16 protein-coding genes are annotated in these 14,716 nt (G+C 60.4%); 14 read left to right on the forward strand and 2 right to left on the reverse strand.

Going from position 1 to position 14,716, the window contains the following annotated elements:
- The 14 genes from H147_RS20870 to H147_RS0118770 form a co-directional block, all read left to right on the forward strand.
- Positions 1-177 (forward strand): transposase (locus H147_RS20870; RefSeq protein WP_211216548.1); only part of this gene is annotated, 177 nt, incomplete at its 5' end.
- Positions 178-436: 259 nt separating this feature from the next.
- Positions 437-844: a DUF5333 domain-containing protein gene (locus H147_RS0118710; protein WP_026352694.1), complete on the forward strand. Its 408-nt coding sequence runs from the start codon at positions 437-439 to the stop codon at positions 842-844.
- 135 nt (positions 845-979) lie between these two features.
- A complete protein-coding gene (gene nuoG / locus H147_RS0118715) occupies positions 980-2,998 on the forward strand; it encodes an NADH-quinone oxidoreductase subunit NuoG (RefSeq protein WP_019956918.1) in 2,019 nt (672 codons plus the stop codon).
- Positions 2,999-3,009: 11 nt separating this feature from the next.
- The gene (nuoH, locus tag H147_RS0118720; RefSeq protein ID WP_019956919.1) at positions 3,010-4,050 is read left to right on the forward strand and encodes an NADH-quinone oxidoreductase subunit NuoH; all 1,041 of its coding nucleotides are present in this window, start codon (positions 3,010-3,012) and stop codon (positions 4,048-4,050) included.
- Between the two features lie 3 nt (positions 4,051-4,053).
- Entirely contained in the window at positions 4,054-4,554 is a 501-nt protein-coding gene (gene nuoI, locus H147_RS0118725; protein WP_019956920.1) for an NADH-quinone oxidoreductase subunit NuoI, read from the forward strand.
- Entirely contained in the window at positions 4,551-4,949 is a 399-nt protein-coding gene (locus H147_RS0118730) for a carboxymuconolactone decarboxylase family protein (RefSeq protein ID WP_019956921.1), read from the forward strand. Before nuoI ends, H147_RS0118730 begins: the two co-directional genes overlap by 4 nt.
- Positions 4,946-5,551 carry an NADH-quinone oxidoreductase subunit J gene (locus H147_RS0118735; RefSeq protein ID WP_019956922.1) on the forward strand — a complete coding sequence of 202 codons (606 nt, stop codon included), beginning with the start codon at positions 4,946-4,948 and terminating at the stop codon, positions 5,549-5,551. Before H147_RS0118730 ends, H147_RS0118735 begins: the two co-directional genes overlap by 4 nt.
- Positions 5,552-5,636: 85 nt before the next feature.
- Positions 5,637-5,942, forward strand: coding sequence for an NADH-quinone oxidoreductase subunit NuoK (nuoK, locus tag H147_RS0118740; RefSeq protein ID WP_007205169.1), 306 nt, complete (start codon positions 5,637-5,639; stop codon positions 5,940-5,942).
- Between the two features lie 4 nt (positions 5,943-5,946).
- On the forward strand, positions 5,947-8,034 hold the full coding sequence (gene nuoL / locus H147_RS0118745) for an NADH-quinone oxidoreductase subunit L (protein ID WP_019956923.1): 2,088 nt from the start codon (positions 5,947-5,949) through the stop codon (positions 8,032-8,034).
- On the forward strand, positions 8,034-9,584 hold the full coding sequence (locus tag H147_RS0118750) for an NADH-quinone oxidoreductase subunit M (RefSeq protein ID WP_019956924.1): 1,551 nt from the start codon (positions 8,034-8,036) through the stop codon (positions 9,582-9,584). Before nuoL ends, H147_RS0118750 begins: the two co-directional genes overlap by 1 nt.
- A gap of 2 nt (positions 9,585-9,586) precedes the next feature.
- Entirely contained in the window at positions 9,587-11,032 is a 1,446-nt protein-coding gene (gene nuoN / locus H147_RS0118755; RefSeq protein WP_019956925.1) for an NADH-quinone oxidoreductase subunit NuoN, read from the forward strand.
- Positions 11,022-11,783 carry a biotin--[acetyl-CoA-carboxylase] ligase gene (locus H147_RS0118760; protein ID WP_019956926.1) on the forward strand — a complete coding sequence of 254 codons (762 nt, stop codon included), beginning with the start codon at positions 11,022-11,024 and terminating at the stop codon, positions 11,781-11,783. The genes nuoN and H147_RS0118760 overlap by 11 nt, the downstream gene beginning before the upstream one ends.
- An 11-nt stretch (positions 11,784-11,794) precedes the next feature.
- Complete coding sequence (locus H147_RS0118765; RefSeq protein WP_019956927.1) at positions 11,795-12,568, forward strand: type III pantothenate kinase; 774 nt, start codon at positions 11,795-11,797, stop codon at positions 12,566-12,568.
- Positions 12,565-14,244, forward strand: a complete 1,680-nt coding sequence (locus tag H147_RS0118770) for a ribonuclease J (protein WP_019956928.1) — start codon at positions 12,565-12,567, stop codon at positions 14,242-14,244. The genes H147_RS0118765 and H147_RS0118770 overlap by 4 nt, the downstream gene beginning before the upstream one ends.
- Before the next feature lie 75 nt (positions 14,245-14,319).
- Here H147_RS0118770 and H147_RS20730 read toward each other — a convergent pair whose 3' ends face one another.
- Together H147_RS20730 and H147_RS0118780 are read right to left on the reverse strand one after the other, a co-directional pair.
- Positions 14,320-14,445 (reverse strand): DUF962 domain-containing protein, encoded by a 126-nt coding sequence (locus H147_RS20730; protein ID WP_019956929.1) that lies wholly within the window; start codon positions 14,443-14,445, stop codon positions 14,320-14,322.
- A 12-nt stretch (positions 14,446-14,457) separates the two neighbouring features.
- On the reverse strand, positions 14,458-14,716 hold a 259-nt coding region (locus H147_RS0118780; RefSeq protein ID WP_019956930.1), incomplete at its 5' end, for an IS66 family transposase.

Here is a 14,716-nt window from a genome sequence, read left to right on the forward strand (position 1 = left end):
CTCCGTAAGAAGGTCGAGATGCTCTTCGCCCACCTCAAACGCATTCTGCAGCTGGGGCGGCTCCGATTGCGCGGTCCGAACGGCGCAAATGACGAATTCTTGCTCGCCGCCACCGCCCAAAACCTCCGGAAATTGGCCAAGATCCTTCCTGCACCGCAGCATGATCGCCCAGCCTGACGAGAAAGGCGCTTGCGCGCTCATCACCACCTGAATTTCTGCGCGAGCGAACAGCTGTTTTTCAACAGAATCGGCGAAAAGCAGTCGTTCGCTGCACCACCGGCGCCCGCCGGCTGGTTTAGCGCCATACGCGGAACCGTTATGCCCCCCATGCGCGGAAAATCCCCGCTCGCGGTCTGTTGATATTGAATAACGCGTCACTCGGCGCAATCTGTTGCCCAAGGGTGCCGTTCCGAGCGCCCGGGCAAGAGGCATGACAATGACAAGAACAACAATTGCGATCATCGTGGTGTTGCTGGCGACCGTCAGTTTTGCGGGGACGCTGTCGGCGCAATCCGCGCTGAAAGACGAACCCGCCGTGCGGGATGGCATCATCGACGTCGGCATGGCCTATGAGATTTCGCAAAACTGCGACAGCATCCGCGCGCGCACGTTTCGTGGTATCGGCTTTCTGCAATCCCTGCGCAGCACCGCCCGCGATCTCGGCTATACCGATGCCGAGATCGACGCCTATATCGACGACCGCGCAGAAAAGCGGCGGCTGGAAGATGTCGCACGGGCGCAGCTCGCCTCGCTCGGGGCGGTGACGGACGATCCGGCCAGCTATTGCGCGGTCGGACAGGCGCAAATCGCTGCAAATACGCGCGTTGGCTGGCTTCTGCGCTGACCGCAGGTCAGCGATCACAAATTGCGGTCTTTTTTGCCGTTCGCACTGGCGTCAGGGGCACGAGCGCGTTAGAACGCCCCCAACGCGCCTACCCCTAATGCGGCACATGGCGCGACGGGAACAAGAAGGCACGCCATGTCTGATCTGCGCAAAGTCATCATCGATGGAACCGAGGTCGAGGTGGACGGGGCAATGACCCTGATCCAGGCCTGCGAAGTCGCTGGCATCGAAATCCCCCGGTTTTGCTATCATGAACGCCTGACCATCGCCGGCAATTGCCGCATGTGTCTGGTCGAGGTTGTGGGCGGCCCGCCAAAACCCGCCGCCTCCTGCGCGATGCAGGTCAAGGACCTGCGCCCCGGTCCGGAAGGCCAGCCGCCGGTGGTGAAAACCAACAGCCCGATGGTCAAAAAAGCCCGCGAGGGCGTGATGGAATTCCTGCTGATCAACCACCCGCTGGATTGCCCGATCTGCGATCAGGGCGGTGAATGCGATCTACAAGATCAGGCGATGGCCTATGGCGTGGATTTCTCCCGCTACCGCGAACCCAAGCGCGCGACCGAGGATCTGAACCTTGGCCCGCTGGTCGAAACCCATATGACACGCTGCATTTCCTGCACCCGCTGCGTGCGCTTCACGACCGAGGTCGCGGGCATCAGCCAGATGGGCCAGACCGGCCGTGGCGAGGATGCGGAGATCACAAGCTACTTGGGCGAAACGCTCGACAGCAACCTGCAAGGCAACATCATCGACCTGTGCCCAGTGGGGGCGCTGGTGTCCAAGCCTTATTCCTTTACCGCGCGGCCTTGGGAATTGACCAAGACCGAATCCATCGACGTGATGGATGCGCTGGGGTCCAATATCCGCGTCGATACCAAGGGGCGCGAAGTGATGCGGTTCCTGCCGCGCAACCATGACGGGGTGAACGAGGAATGGATTTCCGACAAGACCCGTTTCGTCTGGGACGGTCTGCGCAAGCAGCGGCTCGACACACCCTATATCCGCGAGGCCGGCAAACTGCGCAAAGCAACGTGGCCAGAGGCTCTGGCCGCTGCCGCCGCGGCTATGAAGGGCAAAAAGATTGCCGGTCTGGTGGGCGATCTGGCCCCGACCGAGGCTGCCTTTGCCCTGAAACAGTTGATCGAAGGGCAGGGCGGAAACGTGGAATGCCGCACCGATGGCGCGAAACTGCCCATCGGCAACCGCTCTGCCTATGTCGGCACCGCCGCGATCGAGGATATCGACACCGCACAGATGATCCAGTTGATCGGCACCGATCCGCGCAACCAAGCGCCCGTGCTGAACGCTCGTATCCGCAAGGCCTGGGCGCGCGGCGCGACCGTGGGGCTGATCGGGCCGAATGTCGATCTGACCTATGATGTTGTGCATGTCGGGACCGACCGGCAGGCGCTGGTCGATACCGCCGCCAAGGACATGGGCAAAGCCACCGAACAGGACAGCCTTGTCATCATCGGCATGGGTGCCCTGCGCGAAGCCGATGGCGAGGCGGTGCTGTCCCAGGCGATGGCGCTGGCCGACAAGACCAAATCGCGCTTCCTTGTGCTGCACACTGCCGCGGGTCGTGTGGGTGCGATGGATGTGGGCGCTGTCACCGAAGGCGGGATCGACGCCGCATTGGACGGGGCCGAAGTCATCTTCAACATGGGTGCCGACGAGATCGACATCAAACCGGGCGCTTTCGTGATCTATCAGGGCAGCCATGGCGACCGTGGCGCGCATCGCGCCGATATCATCCTGCCTGCGGCCGCCTATACCGAAGAAAACGGCCTGTTCGTGAACACCGAAGGGCGGCCACAGCTTGCGCTGCGCGCCAGTTTCCCGCCGGGCGAGGCCAAGGAAAACTGGGCGATCCTGCGGGCACTCTCGGCTGAACTGGGCGCGACTTTGCCCTACGACAGCCTTGCGCAACTGCGTCAGGCGCTGGTTGCGGCCCATCCGCATCTGGCCGCACTTGACGAGGTGGCCGAGAATGACTGGCAGCCGCTGCCGCTGGCAAAACCCGGCAAGGCCGATTTCGTGCTGGCTGTCAGTGATTTCTACCTGACCAACCCGATTGCGCGCGCATCCAGCCTGATGGCCGAACTCAGCGCCAACGCCAAGTCACGCAAAACCGCACCGCTGGCTGCGGAATAAGGACGACACGCATGGTCGAATTCTTCACCAATACCAACCTTGGGATTGTTCTGCTGATCCTTGCGCAGTCACTTCTGGTGTTGATCCCTCTGCTGCTGGCGCTGGCGTTTCTGATGTATGCCGACCGCAAGGTCTGGGCCGCCGTCCAGATGCGGCGGGGGCCGAATATCGTGGGGCCTTTCGGGTTGCTGCAATCCTTTGCGGATTTCCTGAAATATATCGTCAAGGAAATCGTGGTGCCTGCGGGGGCGGATAAATTCGTCTTTTTCCTTGCGCCGATGATCACTTTCGTTGTGGCGGTGATTTCCTGGGCAGTGATCCCGTTCAACGATGGCTGGGTGCTGGCCGATATCAATATCGCGATTTTCTATATCCTCGCGATCTCGTCGCTGGGCGTTTACGGCATCATCATGGGCGGCTGGGCGTCGAACTCCAAATATCCGTTTCTGGGGGCGTTGCGGTCGGCAGCGCAGATGATTTCCTATGAGGTGTCGATCGGCCTGATCATCATCGGGGTGATCATTTCCACGGGGTCGATGAACCTGACCGATATCGTGAACGCACAGCGCGGCGATGCGGGCCTGTTCAACTGGTATGTCATTGCGCATTTCCCGATGCTGTTTTTGTTCTTCATCTCGGCGTTGGCCGAAACCAACCGCCCGCCGTTTGACTTGCCAGAGGCGGAATCCGAACTGGTGGCGGGCTATCAGGTCGAATATTCATCCACGCCCTTCCTGCTGTTCATGATCGGCGAATTGATGGCTGTGGTGCTGATGTGCGCGCTGGTCACGCTGCTGTTCCTTGGCGGCTGGCTGTCGCCGATCCCCGGTCTGCCTGATGGCATCCTGTGGATGGTGGGCAAGATGCTGCTGGTGTTCTTTGCCTTCTCGATGGTCAAGGCGATCACCCCGCGTTACCGCTATGACCAGTTGATGCGGATCGGCTGGAAAGTGTTCCTGCCGATGTCGCTGGGCTGGGTGGTGCTGGTGTCGTTTCTGGCGAAATACGAAGTGCTGGGGGGCTTTTGGGCCCGCTGGACGATCGGAGGCTAAGATATGTCCAAGACCAATATGGATTACACCCGCGCGGCCAAATATTTCCTGCTGCAGGATTTCTGGGTCGGCTTCAAGCTGGGGATGAAATACTTCTTCTCGGCCAAGGCGACACTGAACTATCCGCATGAAAAAGGGCCGCTGTCGCCCCGCTTTCGTGGCGAACACGCACTGCGCCGCTATCCCAACGGTGAGGAACGCTGCATCGCCTGCAAATTGTGCGAGGCTGTGTGCCCCGCACAGGCGATCACCATCGACGCCGAACCGCGCGATGACGGGTCGCGCCGCACGACACGCTATGACATCGACATGACCAAATGCATCTATTGCGGTTTCTGTCAGGAAGCCTGCCCCGTGGATGCCATCGTCGAAGGGCCGAATTTCGAATTCAGCACCGAGACACGTGAGGAACTCTATTACGACAAGGCCAAGCTGCTGGAAAACGGCGACCGCTGGGAATCCGAGATCGCGCGCAATCTGGAACTGGATGCACCGTACCGATGACCGACCAGAACCCCTTTGAAGCCATGATGAAGATGTCCCAGGACTGGGCCAAGTCGATGAATTTCGAAATGGAGGCCTTTACCCCCAAAGGCTTTGAAAACCTCTGGCCGACCATGCCCAAGGATGCGATGGAGATGTTCTTTGGCAAGGGCATCAACCCTGAAGGGCTCGACGCCAAGACGCGGCTTTTGCTGACGCTGGCAGGGCTGACCGTGCTCGGCGCGCAGGCCGAGGCGCAGATCAGGCTGACCGTGCGCCATCTGGTCGAGGCGGGGGCCACCAAACAGGAAATCGCCGAAACCATCGCCCAGATGGGCATGTTCGCGGGCGTGCCTGCGATGACCAAGGCCATGGAACTGGCCAACGAAGTCTTGCAAAAGGACGATGACGCATGAGTGTGTTCGCCTTCACCTTTTACCTTTTCGCGATCAGCACTGTCACCGGTGGCCTGTTCACCGTGATCAGCCGCAATCCGGTGCATTCGGTGCTCTGGCTGATCCTTGCTTTCCTGTCCTCGGCGGGCCTTTTCGTGACACTGGGGGCGGAATTCGTCGCCATGCTGATGATCATCGTCTATGTCGGCGCGGTCGCGGTGCTGTTTCTGTTCGTCGTGATGATGCTCGATGTGGATTTCGCCGAGCTGAAAGCGGAGATGACCAAATATCTGCCGTTGGGTCTGCTGATCGGGGTCGTGATCCTGATGCAGCTGGCGATGGCGCTGGGGGTCTGGGGGTTTTCGGATGGGGTCGAGACGCGCCTTGCCGCGCCCGTTGGCGAGATGGAGAACACCCGCGCGCTTGGGATGCTGCTATATGACCAGTATTTCCTGCTGTTCCAGCTGTCGGGGCTGATCCTGCTGGTGGCGATGATCGGGGCCATCGTGCTGACGCTGCGCCACCGCGTCGATATCAAGCGGCAGAACGTGCTGAACCAGATGTACCGCGACCCTGCCAAGGCGATGGAATTGCGCGACGTCAAGCCGGGGCAAGGGCTGTGATGAAAAATTTTTCGCGAAAAATTTTGGTGCGACAAGAAATTTTGACAAAATTTCTTGCCCGGGGCCGTGCGGCAAAGGTGACGAAATGATCGGACTTGAACATTATCTGACGGTGGCGGCGGCGCTGTTCATCATCGGCATTTTCGGGCTGTTCCTGAACCGCAAGAATGTGATCATCCTGCTGATGAGCATCGAATTGATGCTGCTGGCCGTGAATATCAACCTTGTCGCCTTTTCGAGCTTTCTGGGCGATCTGGTGGGGCAGGTCTTTACACTGTTCGTGCTGACCGTCGCTGCCGCCGAGGCTGCGATCGGGCTTGCGATCCTTGTGTGTTTCTTCCGCAACCGCGGGACCATCGACGTTGAAGACGTCAACGTGATGAAGGGCTGACAAGATGGAAAGTATAATTCTTTTTGCCCCGCTTGTCGGTGCGATCCTCTGCGGCTTTGGCTGGAAGATCATCGGCGAGACAGCCGCCCAATGGACCGCGACCAGCCTTTTGTTTCTGGCGGCCATCCTGTCCTGGGTCGTATTCCTGACCTTCGATCCATCGCTGCATGACAACGGACGCTACAGCGTGTCGATCCTGCGCTGGATCGACAGCGGCACGCTGACGTCCGACTGGGCGATCCGCATGGACCGGCTGACCGCGATCATGCTGATCGTGATCACCACGGTATCCGCGCTCGTGCATCTTTATTCCTTCGGCTACATGGCCCATGATGAGAATTTCAAGGAACACGAAAGCTATCGCCCCCGGTTCTTTGCCTATCTGTCGTTCTTCACCTTCGCGATGCTGATGCTGGTGACAGCGGACAACCTTGTGCAGATGTTCTTTGGCTGGGAAGGCGTGGGCGTCGCATCCTATCTGCTGATCGGTTTCTATTACCGCAAGCCCACCGCCAATGCCGCGGCGATCAAAGCGTTCGTTGTCAACCGTGTGGGTGACTTCGGGTTCCTCTTGGGGATTTTCGGGCTGTACCTGCTGACCGACAGCATCAAGTTTGATGATATCTTCGCCGCCGTCCCGACGATTGCCGACACGACGATCACCTTTCTCTGGCGCGACTGGAATGCGGCGAACCTGATCGCCTTCCTCTTGTTCATCGGCGCGATGGGCAAATCGGCGCAATTGTTTCTGCACACCTGGCTGCCCGACGCAATGGAAGGGCCGACCCCCGTGTCTGCCCTGATCCACGCGGCAACCATGGTCACGGCGGGTGTGTTCCTTGTCTGCCGCATGTCGCCATTGATGGAATATGCCCCCGAAGCGATGTCCTTTGTCGTCTTCATCGGCGCCACGACCGCATTTTTCGCGGCGACCGTGGGGTTGGTGCAGAACGATATCAAGCGCGTGATCGCCTATTCGACCTGTTCGCAGCTGGGCTATATGTTCGTCGCCGCAGGCCTTGGTGTCTATTCGGTCGCGATGTTCCACCTGCTGACACATGCGTTCTTCAAGGCGATGCTGTTCCTTGGGGCGGGGTCGGTCATTCACGCGATGCACCATGAACAGGACATGCGGAACTATGGCGGGCTGCGCCACAAGATCCCGCAGACCTATTGGATGATGATGATCGGCACGCTGGCGATCACTGGCGTGGGTATCCCGCTGCTGTACGTGGGCTTTCCCATCGGTTTCGCAGGGTTCGTGTCCAAGGACGCGATCATCGAAAGCGCCTATGCCGGCACTGCAGGCGGCTATGCCTTCTGGATGCTGGTGGCTGCGGCCGCGATGACCAGTTTCTATAGCTGGCGTTTGATGTTCCTGACGTTCTTCGGCACGCCGCGCGGCGACAAGCATACGCATGACCATGCGCATGACGCCCCGCGCAGCATGATGATCCCGCTTTATGTTCTGGCCGTCGGCGCGATCTTCAGCGGGATGGTCTGGTATGGCAGCTTCTTCGGGTCGAACGACAAGGTCGGCAAATTCTTTGGCGTGCCCTATGCCGCCGCCGAGGCCGAGGGTGAGGATGGCGCCGAAGGCGAGCATGCCGAAGCGCATTATAACCTCGTCGGCGCGCCGGGCATTGGCGCAATCCACAATAGCCCCGACAATCATGTCCTGAACGACGCGCATGAGGTTGCGACATGGGTCCGCCTTGCGCCGTTCATCGCGATGCTGTCGGGTCTGGCGCTGGCCTGGCAGATGTATATCCGGCGGCCCGACTTGCCGGCGCAGCTCGCGAAACAACAGGCGCCGCTTTACGATTTCCTGCTGAACAAATGGCACTTCGACGAATTGTATAACTTCATCTTTGTGCGGCCCGCGCTGGCTCTTGGCCGTATCCTGTGGAAACAGGGCGACACCAACACGATTGACGGCGGGATCAACGGCATCGCCATGGGGATCATCCCGTTCTTCATCCGCCTCGCGGGACGGGCGCAGTCGGGCTATGTGTTTACCTATGCTTTTGCGATGGTGCTGGGGATCGCGGTGCTGCTGACGATTGTCACCCTTGGCGGGGGGGCAAACTGATGGGCAATATCCTGACGCTGACGACCTTCCTGCCCGTTCTGGGCGCGGTCATACTGGCGCTTGGTCTGCGGGGCGATGATGCTGCCGCACAGCGCAACGCCAAATGGGTGGCACTGGTCACGACGGTTGTCACCTTCATCTGTTCGCTGTTCATCCTGACCAATTTCGACCCCAACAATACCGGGTTCCAGATGGTCGAGACCCGTGACTGGATCATGGGTCTGCAATACAAGATGGGCGTGGACGGCATTTCGATCCTGTTCGTGATGCTGACGACCTTCCTGATGCCGCTTGTCATTGCGTCCTGCTGGAATGTGACGACACGGGTCAAGGAATACATGATCGCCTTCCTGATCCTCGAAACCCTGATGCTGGGCGTGTTCCTCGCGCTTGATCTGGTGCTGTTCTACCTGTTCTTCGAGGCAGGCCTGATCCCGATGTTCCTGATCATCGGGATCTGGGGCGGCAAGGACCGGATCTATGCGTCCTTCAAGTTCTTCCTCTATACCTTCCTTGGCTCTGTGCTGATGCTGGTCGCAATGGTCGCGATGTTCAGTCAGGCGGGCACGACCGATATTCCGACCCTGATGACCTTCACCTTCGGGACCGAGGATTTCAGCGTGCTGGGCGTGCAGATCGTCGGCGGCATGCAGACGCTGCTGTGGCTCGCGTTTTTCGCCAGCTTCGCCGTCAAGATGCCGATGTGGCCTGTGCATACGTGGTTGCCGGATGCGCACGTGCAGGCGCCCACGGCAGGGTCCGTCGTGCTGGCCGCGATCCTGCTGAAAATGGGCGGCTACGGTTTCCTGCGCTTCAGCCTGCCGATGTTCCCTGTGGGGTCCGATGTCATGGCACCGCTTGTCCTGTGGCTGTCGGCCATCGCCATCGTCTATACCTCGCTGGTGGCATTGGTGCAGGCGGATATGAAAAAGCTGATCGCCTATTCGTCGGTGGCCCATATGGGGTTCGTGACAATGGGGATTTTCACCTTCAACCAGCAAGGGCTGGATGGCGCGATTTTCCAGATGATCAGCCATGGTTTCATCTCGGGCGCGCTGTTTTTGTGTGTCGGCGTGATCTACGACCGGATGCACACGCGCGAGATCGACGCCTATGGCGGTCTGGTCAACCGGATGCCCGCCTATGCGCTGGTGTTCCTGTTCTTCACCATGGCGAACGTGGGCCTGCCCGGCACATCGGGGTTCGTGGGTGAATTCCTGACGCTGGTCGGCGTGTTCCAGACCAACACTTGGGTGGCGTTGGTGGCAACATCGGGCGTGATCTTTTCGGCGGCCTATGCGCTGTGGCTTTACCGTCGCGTGGTGCTGGGCGATCTCATCAAGGAAAGCCTGCGGTCGATCACCGACATGACGCGGCGGGAACGCTTGATCTTTGCGCCGCTGGTGGCGATGACCCTGCTGTTGGGGGTCTATCCGGCGCTGGTGCTTGACATGATCGGGCCAAGCGTTGCGGCGCTGGTCGATAATTACGACGCGGCCTTGGCGGCCTTCGATGCCGCCAGCCAAGTCGCTGCGAATGAAGGAAGCTGACCATGATCGGCGCTGATATCCAGATCCTGATGCCCGAGGTCGTGCTGTCGATCTATGCGATGGCTGCCTTGCTGGGCGCGGTTTACACGACCAAGGACGGGGCCGCATCCTTGCTGACATGGATCACGGCGGGCCTCTTCGTGCTGGTGGCCATCGCCATCGGCGTGAACGGCGAAGGCACCAATATCGCCTTTGGTGGCATGTTCGTCGATGACGGTTTCGCGCGTTTCGCCAAGATCACGATCCTCATTTCCGCCGCCGCGATCCTGCTGATCAGCGAAGGCTATATGCTGCGGCGCGGGCTGTTGCGGTTCGAATATCCGGTTCTGATCACACTGGCTGTCGTCGGTATGATGGTCATGGTCAGCGCGGGCGACCTGATGGCGCTTTACATGGGGTTGGAACTGCAATCGCTGGCGATGTATGTCATCGCGTCCCTGCGCCGCGACAGTATCAAATCGACAGAGGCCGGGCTGAAATATTTCGTGCTGGGCGCGCTGTCGTCGGGCCTGCTGCTTTATGGCGCGTCGCTGACCTATGGCTTTGCCGGCACGACCCTGTTTACCGGCATCATCGCCGCGGCAGAGGGCGGCGCATCTTTGGGTCTGCTGTTCGGCATGGCCTTCCTGATCGCGGGCTTCGCGTTCAAGGTATCCGCCGCCCCGTTCCACATGTGGACGCCCGACGTCTATGAAGGCGCGCCAACCCCGATCACCGCCTTCATGGCGACAGCCCCCAAGGTTGCGGCCATCGCACTTTTCGCGCGTGTCGTGCATGACGCGTTTGGCGGGATCATCGGCGACTGGCAGCAGATTGTGGCCTTTCTTGCGCTGGTGTCGATGTTCCTTGGCGCGATTGCCGCCATCGGGCAGAACAATATCAAGCGGCTGATGGCCTATTCCTCGATCTCGCATATGGGGTTCGCGCTGATGGGTCTGGCCGCAGGTACGGTCGGCGGTGTGCAGGCCATGCTGACCTATATGGTGATCTATGTGACCATGAATATCGGCACCTTCGCCCTGATCCTGACCATGGAAAAGGACGGGCGGCCCGTCACGGATATCACGGCGCTGAAATCCTATGCCAAGCGCCAGCCGCTGATGGCGCTGGTGATGCTGGTGATGATGTTCAGCCTTGCGGGCGTGCCGCCGATGCTGGGGTTCTTCGGCAAATATGCCGTGCTGCTGGCCGCCTATCAGGGGGGCCTCGGGTGGCTGGCCGTGGCGGGTGTGATCGCCTCGGTGATCAGCGCGTTCTATTACCTGCGCATCGTCTATTACATGTATTTCGGCGAAGACAATCATGCCCTTGATGGGCGCACGCCGCCGGTGCTGTGGCTGACGGCAGTGATCGCAGCCGCGATCGTGGGTCTGGCGTGGATACCGGGTGTCAACCTTTTCGGGCTTGACCAGATGGCCGCTGCCGCGGCTGCGACGCTTGTCAACTGACCGCACCAGCCACGGGCACTGGCCCGAAGGCTATGGCCGGATCATGCTTGATACCGTGGACAGCACCATGGCCGAGGCCGCGCGCCGCGCGGGCGACATCGACAAGCCGACATGGATCATGGCGCAGACCCAGACCGCCGCACGCGGGCGGCGGGGCCGCGCGTGGCAGGCACCTGCGGGCAACCTGAACGCCACGCTGATCTTCAAGCCTGACGCCACGCCCGCCGAGGCCGCGCGCCGGTCTTTCCTTGCCGCCAATGCGTTGTTTGCCGCCCTGTCGATCTATGTGCCGTCCGAAAAGCTGGCCCTGAAATGGCCCAATGATGTGCTGCTGTCGGGTGGCAAGGTTGCGGGCATCCTGCTGGAAAGTAGCGGGCAGGGGCCTTTCGTCGATTGGCTGTCCATCGGGGTTGGCGTCAACCTGCGTCACGCGCCGGATGGCGTGACCGACGCCGCTTTTCCCCCTGTCAGCCTGACGCAGATGGGTAGCTGGGAAGTGGCACCAGCCGATTTCCTGACCACGCTGGCCGATGCCTATGCCACGCAGGAAGCCAAGCTGAAACAGATGGGGTTCGCCCGCATCCGTCAGGATTGGCTGGGCCATGCGGCAAGGCTGGGCGAGATCATCACTGCCCGCACCATGCGCGAAGAGATCACCGGCATTTTCGACACCATTGATGATGACGGCAATCTGGTGCTGATCACCGGCACCGGCCCGCGCAGCATTTCGGCGGCGGATGTTTATTTCTAGGGGGATGGCCCATGCTTTTGGCGATTGACTGCGGCAATACCAATACCGTTTTCGCGATCTGGGACGGCGATCAGTTTCTGGCCACATGGCGCACCAGCACCGAATGGCAGCGCACCGCCGATCAATATTATGTCTGGCTGTCGACCCTGATGCGGTTGCAGAACCTCGATGTGGGGATCGATGAGGTGATCATCAGTTCCACCGTGCCGCGTGTGGTGTTCAACCTGCGTGTGCTGGCCGACCGCTATTTCAACTGCCGCCCGCTGGTGGTGGGCAAGCCTGACTGCGCGCTGCCGGTGCCGCCACGGGTGGACGAGGGCACGCAGGTCGGGCCGGACCGGCTGGTCAATACCGCTGGCGCCTTTGACCGGCATGGCGGCAACCTGATCGTGGTCGATTTTGGCACGGCGACGACATTCGACGTGGTGGAACGCGACGGGGCCTATGTCGGCGGTGTCATCGCGCCGGGGGTGAACCTCAGTTTGGAGGCGCTGCACAATGCCGCCGCCGCGCTGCCGCATGTCGATATCAGCAAACCGCAATCCGTGGTCGGCACCAACACCGTTGCCTGCATGCAGTCTGGCGTCTTTTGGGGTTACATCGGTCTGGTCCGTGAGATATGCGCAAGAATTAAAGCCGAACGCGGCAGTGATATGCCGGTGATCGCAACCGGGGGCCTTGCGGCCTTGTTTCAACAGACCGAAACCCTGTTCGATGCGTTCGAAGATGATTTGACGATGCACGGCCTGACCGTCATCCACCGCTATAACAAGGAAATTGCATGAGCAACGCCAAGACCGCCAACCGCCTGATATATCTGCCTCTTGGGGGTGCCGGTGAAATCGGCATGAACGCCTATGTCTATGGCTATGGCCCGGCGGGCAAAGAGCGGTTGATCGTGGTCGATCTGGGCGTGACCTTTCCCGATATGGACGGCACACCGGGTGTCGACCTGATCCTGCCCGATATTTCGTGGCTGATCGCACGGCGCAACCAGATCGACGGCATCTTCATCACCCACGCGCATGAAGACCATGTCGGCGCGGTCGGCCATTGCTGGCAGCAGTTGGGCGCGCCCGTCTATGCCCGCCCCTTCACCGCCAATATCGCGCGGCGCAAGCTGGAAGAACATGGGCAGTCGCCCAATGTCGTCAAGGTCGTGGACCCTTACCCGCATGTCATCACCTGCGGGCCTTTCAAAGTGTCCTATCTGCCGATCAGCCATTCGATTCCCGAAAGTGCGGGTCTGCTGATCGACACGCCGGGCGGGCGGCTGGTCCATACCGGCGATTTCAAGATCGACGAAAACCCTGTTGTGGGCGATCCGTGGAACGCGGCACTTTGGGAGGAGGTGGCCAGGCCCGGCGTCAAGGCGCTGATCTGCGACAGCACGAATGTGTTCTCCGAAAACGAAGGCCGGTCTGAAAGCACCCTTGCCCCCGCCATCACCGAGATGATGAAGAACGCGGGCGGTATGGTTGTCGCCACGACATTCGCCTCCAACGTCGCGCGTCTGAAAACGCTGGCGCTGGCGGCCAAGGATGCGGGCCGGTCGGTCGTGCTGCTGGGCCGTGCCATGCGCGCGATGGTCGAGGCTGCGACGAAAGAAGGTCTGCTGACCGATTTCCCGACCGTCGTGTCGATCGAGGATGCCTTGTCCCTGCCGCGCCAGAACCTGATGCTGCTGGTCACGGGGTCGCAGGGCGAACGCCGCGCGGCGTCCGCGCAGCTGGCGCAGGGGTCCTATCTGGGGATGAAGCTCAAGGAAGGCGACACTTTCCTGTTTTCCTCCAAGACCATCCCCGGCAATGAACGCGGCGTGATCAAGATCATGAACCAGCTGTCCGAACTGGGTGTCGATGTGGTCGACGATGCGGGTGGCAAATACCACGTGTCGGGCCATGCCAACCGCCCCGATCTTGTGCGGATGCACAAGATCATCAAGGCGCAGGTGCTGATCCCGATGCATGGCGAACACCGCCACCTGCGCGAACACGCCAAACTGGCCGAGGCCAGCGGCATGACCGGCATTGTCGCGGTCAACGGCATGATGATCGATCTGTCCGGCAACCGCCCCAAGGTCGCGGAATACATCGAAACCGGCCGCACCTATCTGGACGGATCGGTGCAGGTCGGCGCGCTGGATGGCGTGGTGCGTGACCGCATCCGCATGGCGCTGAACGGGCATATGATCGTCACGCTGATCATCGACGAAGACGGCGATGTGCTGGGCGATCCTTGGGTCGAGATCATGGGCCTACCCGAAATCGGGCGCAACGATGTGCCGCTTGTCGATGTCGTGGAAGAGGATCTGGCCCAGTTCATCGGGCGCGCGCATCCCAAGACGCTGGCCGATGACGACAAGCTGGAAAAAGAGCTCAAGATGATCGCGCGCAAATCCGCGCAGGGCGAGATCGGCAAAAAGCCCGAGGTGACGGTGATCATCAGCCGGCTGGCGTAAGGTCGCGGTCGTCGGGCTGAAGCCCGACCTACGGCATGAAAAAGGCCTCTGCGGGATGCAGGGGCCTTTTGTTTGTCAGATCCTGCCGGTGACTTTCGCCAGCCACCAGCGGGTGCCGACCAGCAGGAAACGCCAGTCTTTCAGGAATTCCGGCGGTTTGCCTTCGATGGCATGGCCCACGAATTGCAGTAACCACGCCATTGATACCGCAGCTTATGCGGCTTGACTGTTCGTCACGGATGCCACCGGCGTCCAGTTCCACGGCAGCAATTCATCCAGCCGGTTGATCTTGTGATCGTGGATACGGTCGAAGATGTCAGCCAGATAGGCCAGCGGGTCAAGGCCGTTGAGCTTGGCGGTTTCGATGATGGTCATAGCGCGGGCCAAGGTTTCCGCACCGGTATCTGCCCCTGCAAATAACCAATTTTTCCGGCCGATTCCAATCGGACGCAGGGCACGTTCAGCAGGGTTA

Origin of the sequence: Yoonia vestfoldensis DSM 16212 (assembly GCF_000382265.1) — a bacterium.
GTDB lineage: Bacteria > Pseudomonadota > Alphaproteobacteria > Rhodobacterales > Rhodobacteraceae > Yoonia > Yoonia vestfoldensis.

What these genes read in the sequence shown, in the direction of transcription:
- nuoN (WP_019956925.1), top strand. Translation starts at nt 9,587, where the DNA reads ATGATCGGCGCTGATATCCAGATCCTGATGCCCGAGGTCGTGCTGTCG.
- nuoH (WP_019956919.1), top strand. Translation starts at nt 3,010, where the DNA reads ATGGTCGAATTCTTCACCAATACCAACCTTGGGATTGTTCTGCTGATC.
- H147_RS0118735 (WP_019956922.1), top strand. Translation starts at nt 4,946, where the DNA reads ATGAGTGTGTTCGCCTTCACCTTTTACCTTTTCGCGATCAGCACTGTC.
- H147_RS0118770 (WP_019956928.1), top strand. Translation starts at nt 12,565, where the DNA reads ATGAGCAACGCCAAGACCGCCAACCGCCTGATATATCTGCCTCTTGGG.
- H147_RS0118750 (WP_019956924.1), top strand. Translation starts at nt 8,034, where the DNA reads ATGGGCAATATCCTGACGCTGACGACCTTCCTGCCCGTTCTGGGCGCG.
- H147_RS0118730 (WP_019956921.1), top strand. Translation starts at nt 4,551, where the DNA reads ATGACCGACCAGAACCCCTTTGAAGCCATGATGAAGATGTCCCAGGAC.
- nuoI (WP_019956920.1), top strand. Translation starts at nt 4,054, where the DNA reads ATGTCCAAGACCAATATGGATTACACCCGCGCGGCCAAATATTTCCTG.
- nuoL (WP_019956923.1), top strand. Translation starts at nt 5,947, where the DNA reads ATGGAAAGTATAATTCTTTTTGCCCCGCTTGTCGGTGCGATCCTCTGC.
- H147_RS0118765 (WP_019956927.1), top strand. Translation starts at nt 11,795, where the DNA reads ATGCTTTTGGCGATTGACTGCGGCAATACCAATACCGTTTTCGCGATC.
- H147_RS0118710 (WP_026352694.1), top strand. Translation starts at nt 437, where the DNA reads ATGACAAGAACAACAATTGCGATCATCGTGGTGTTGCTGGCGACCGTC.
- H147_RS20730 (WP_019956929.1), bottom strand. Translation starts at nt 14,445, where the DNA reads ATGGCGTGGTTACTGCAATTCGTGGGCCATGCCATCGAAGGCAAACCG.
- nuoG (WP_019956918.1), top strand. Translation starts at nt 980, where the DNA reads ATGTCTGATCTGCGCAAAGTCATCATCGATGGAACCGAGGTCGAGGTG.
- nuoK (WP_007205169.1), top strand. Translation starts at nt 5,637, where the DNA reads ATGATCGGACTTGAACATTATCTGACGGTGGCGGCGGCGCTGTTCATC.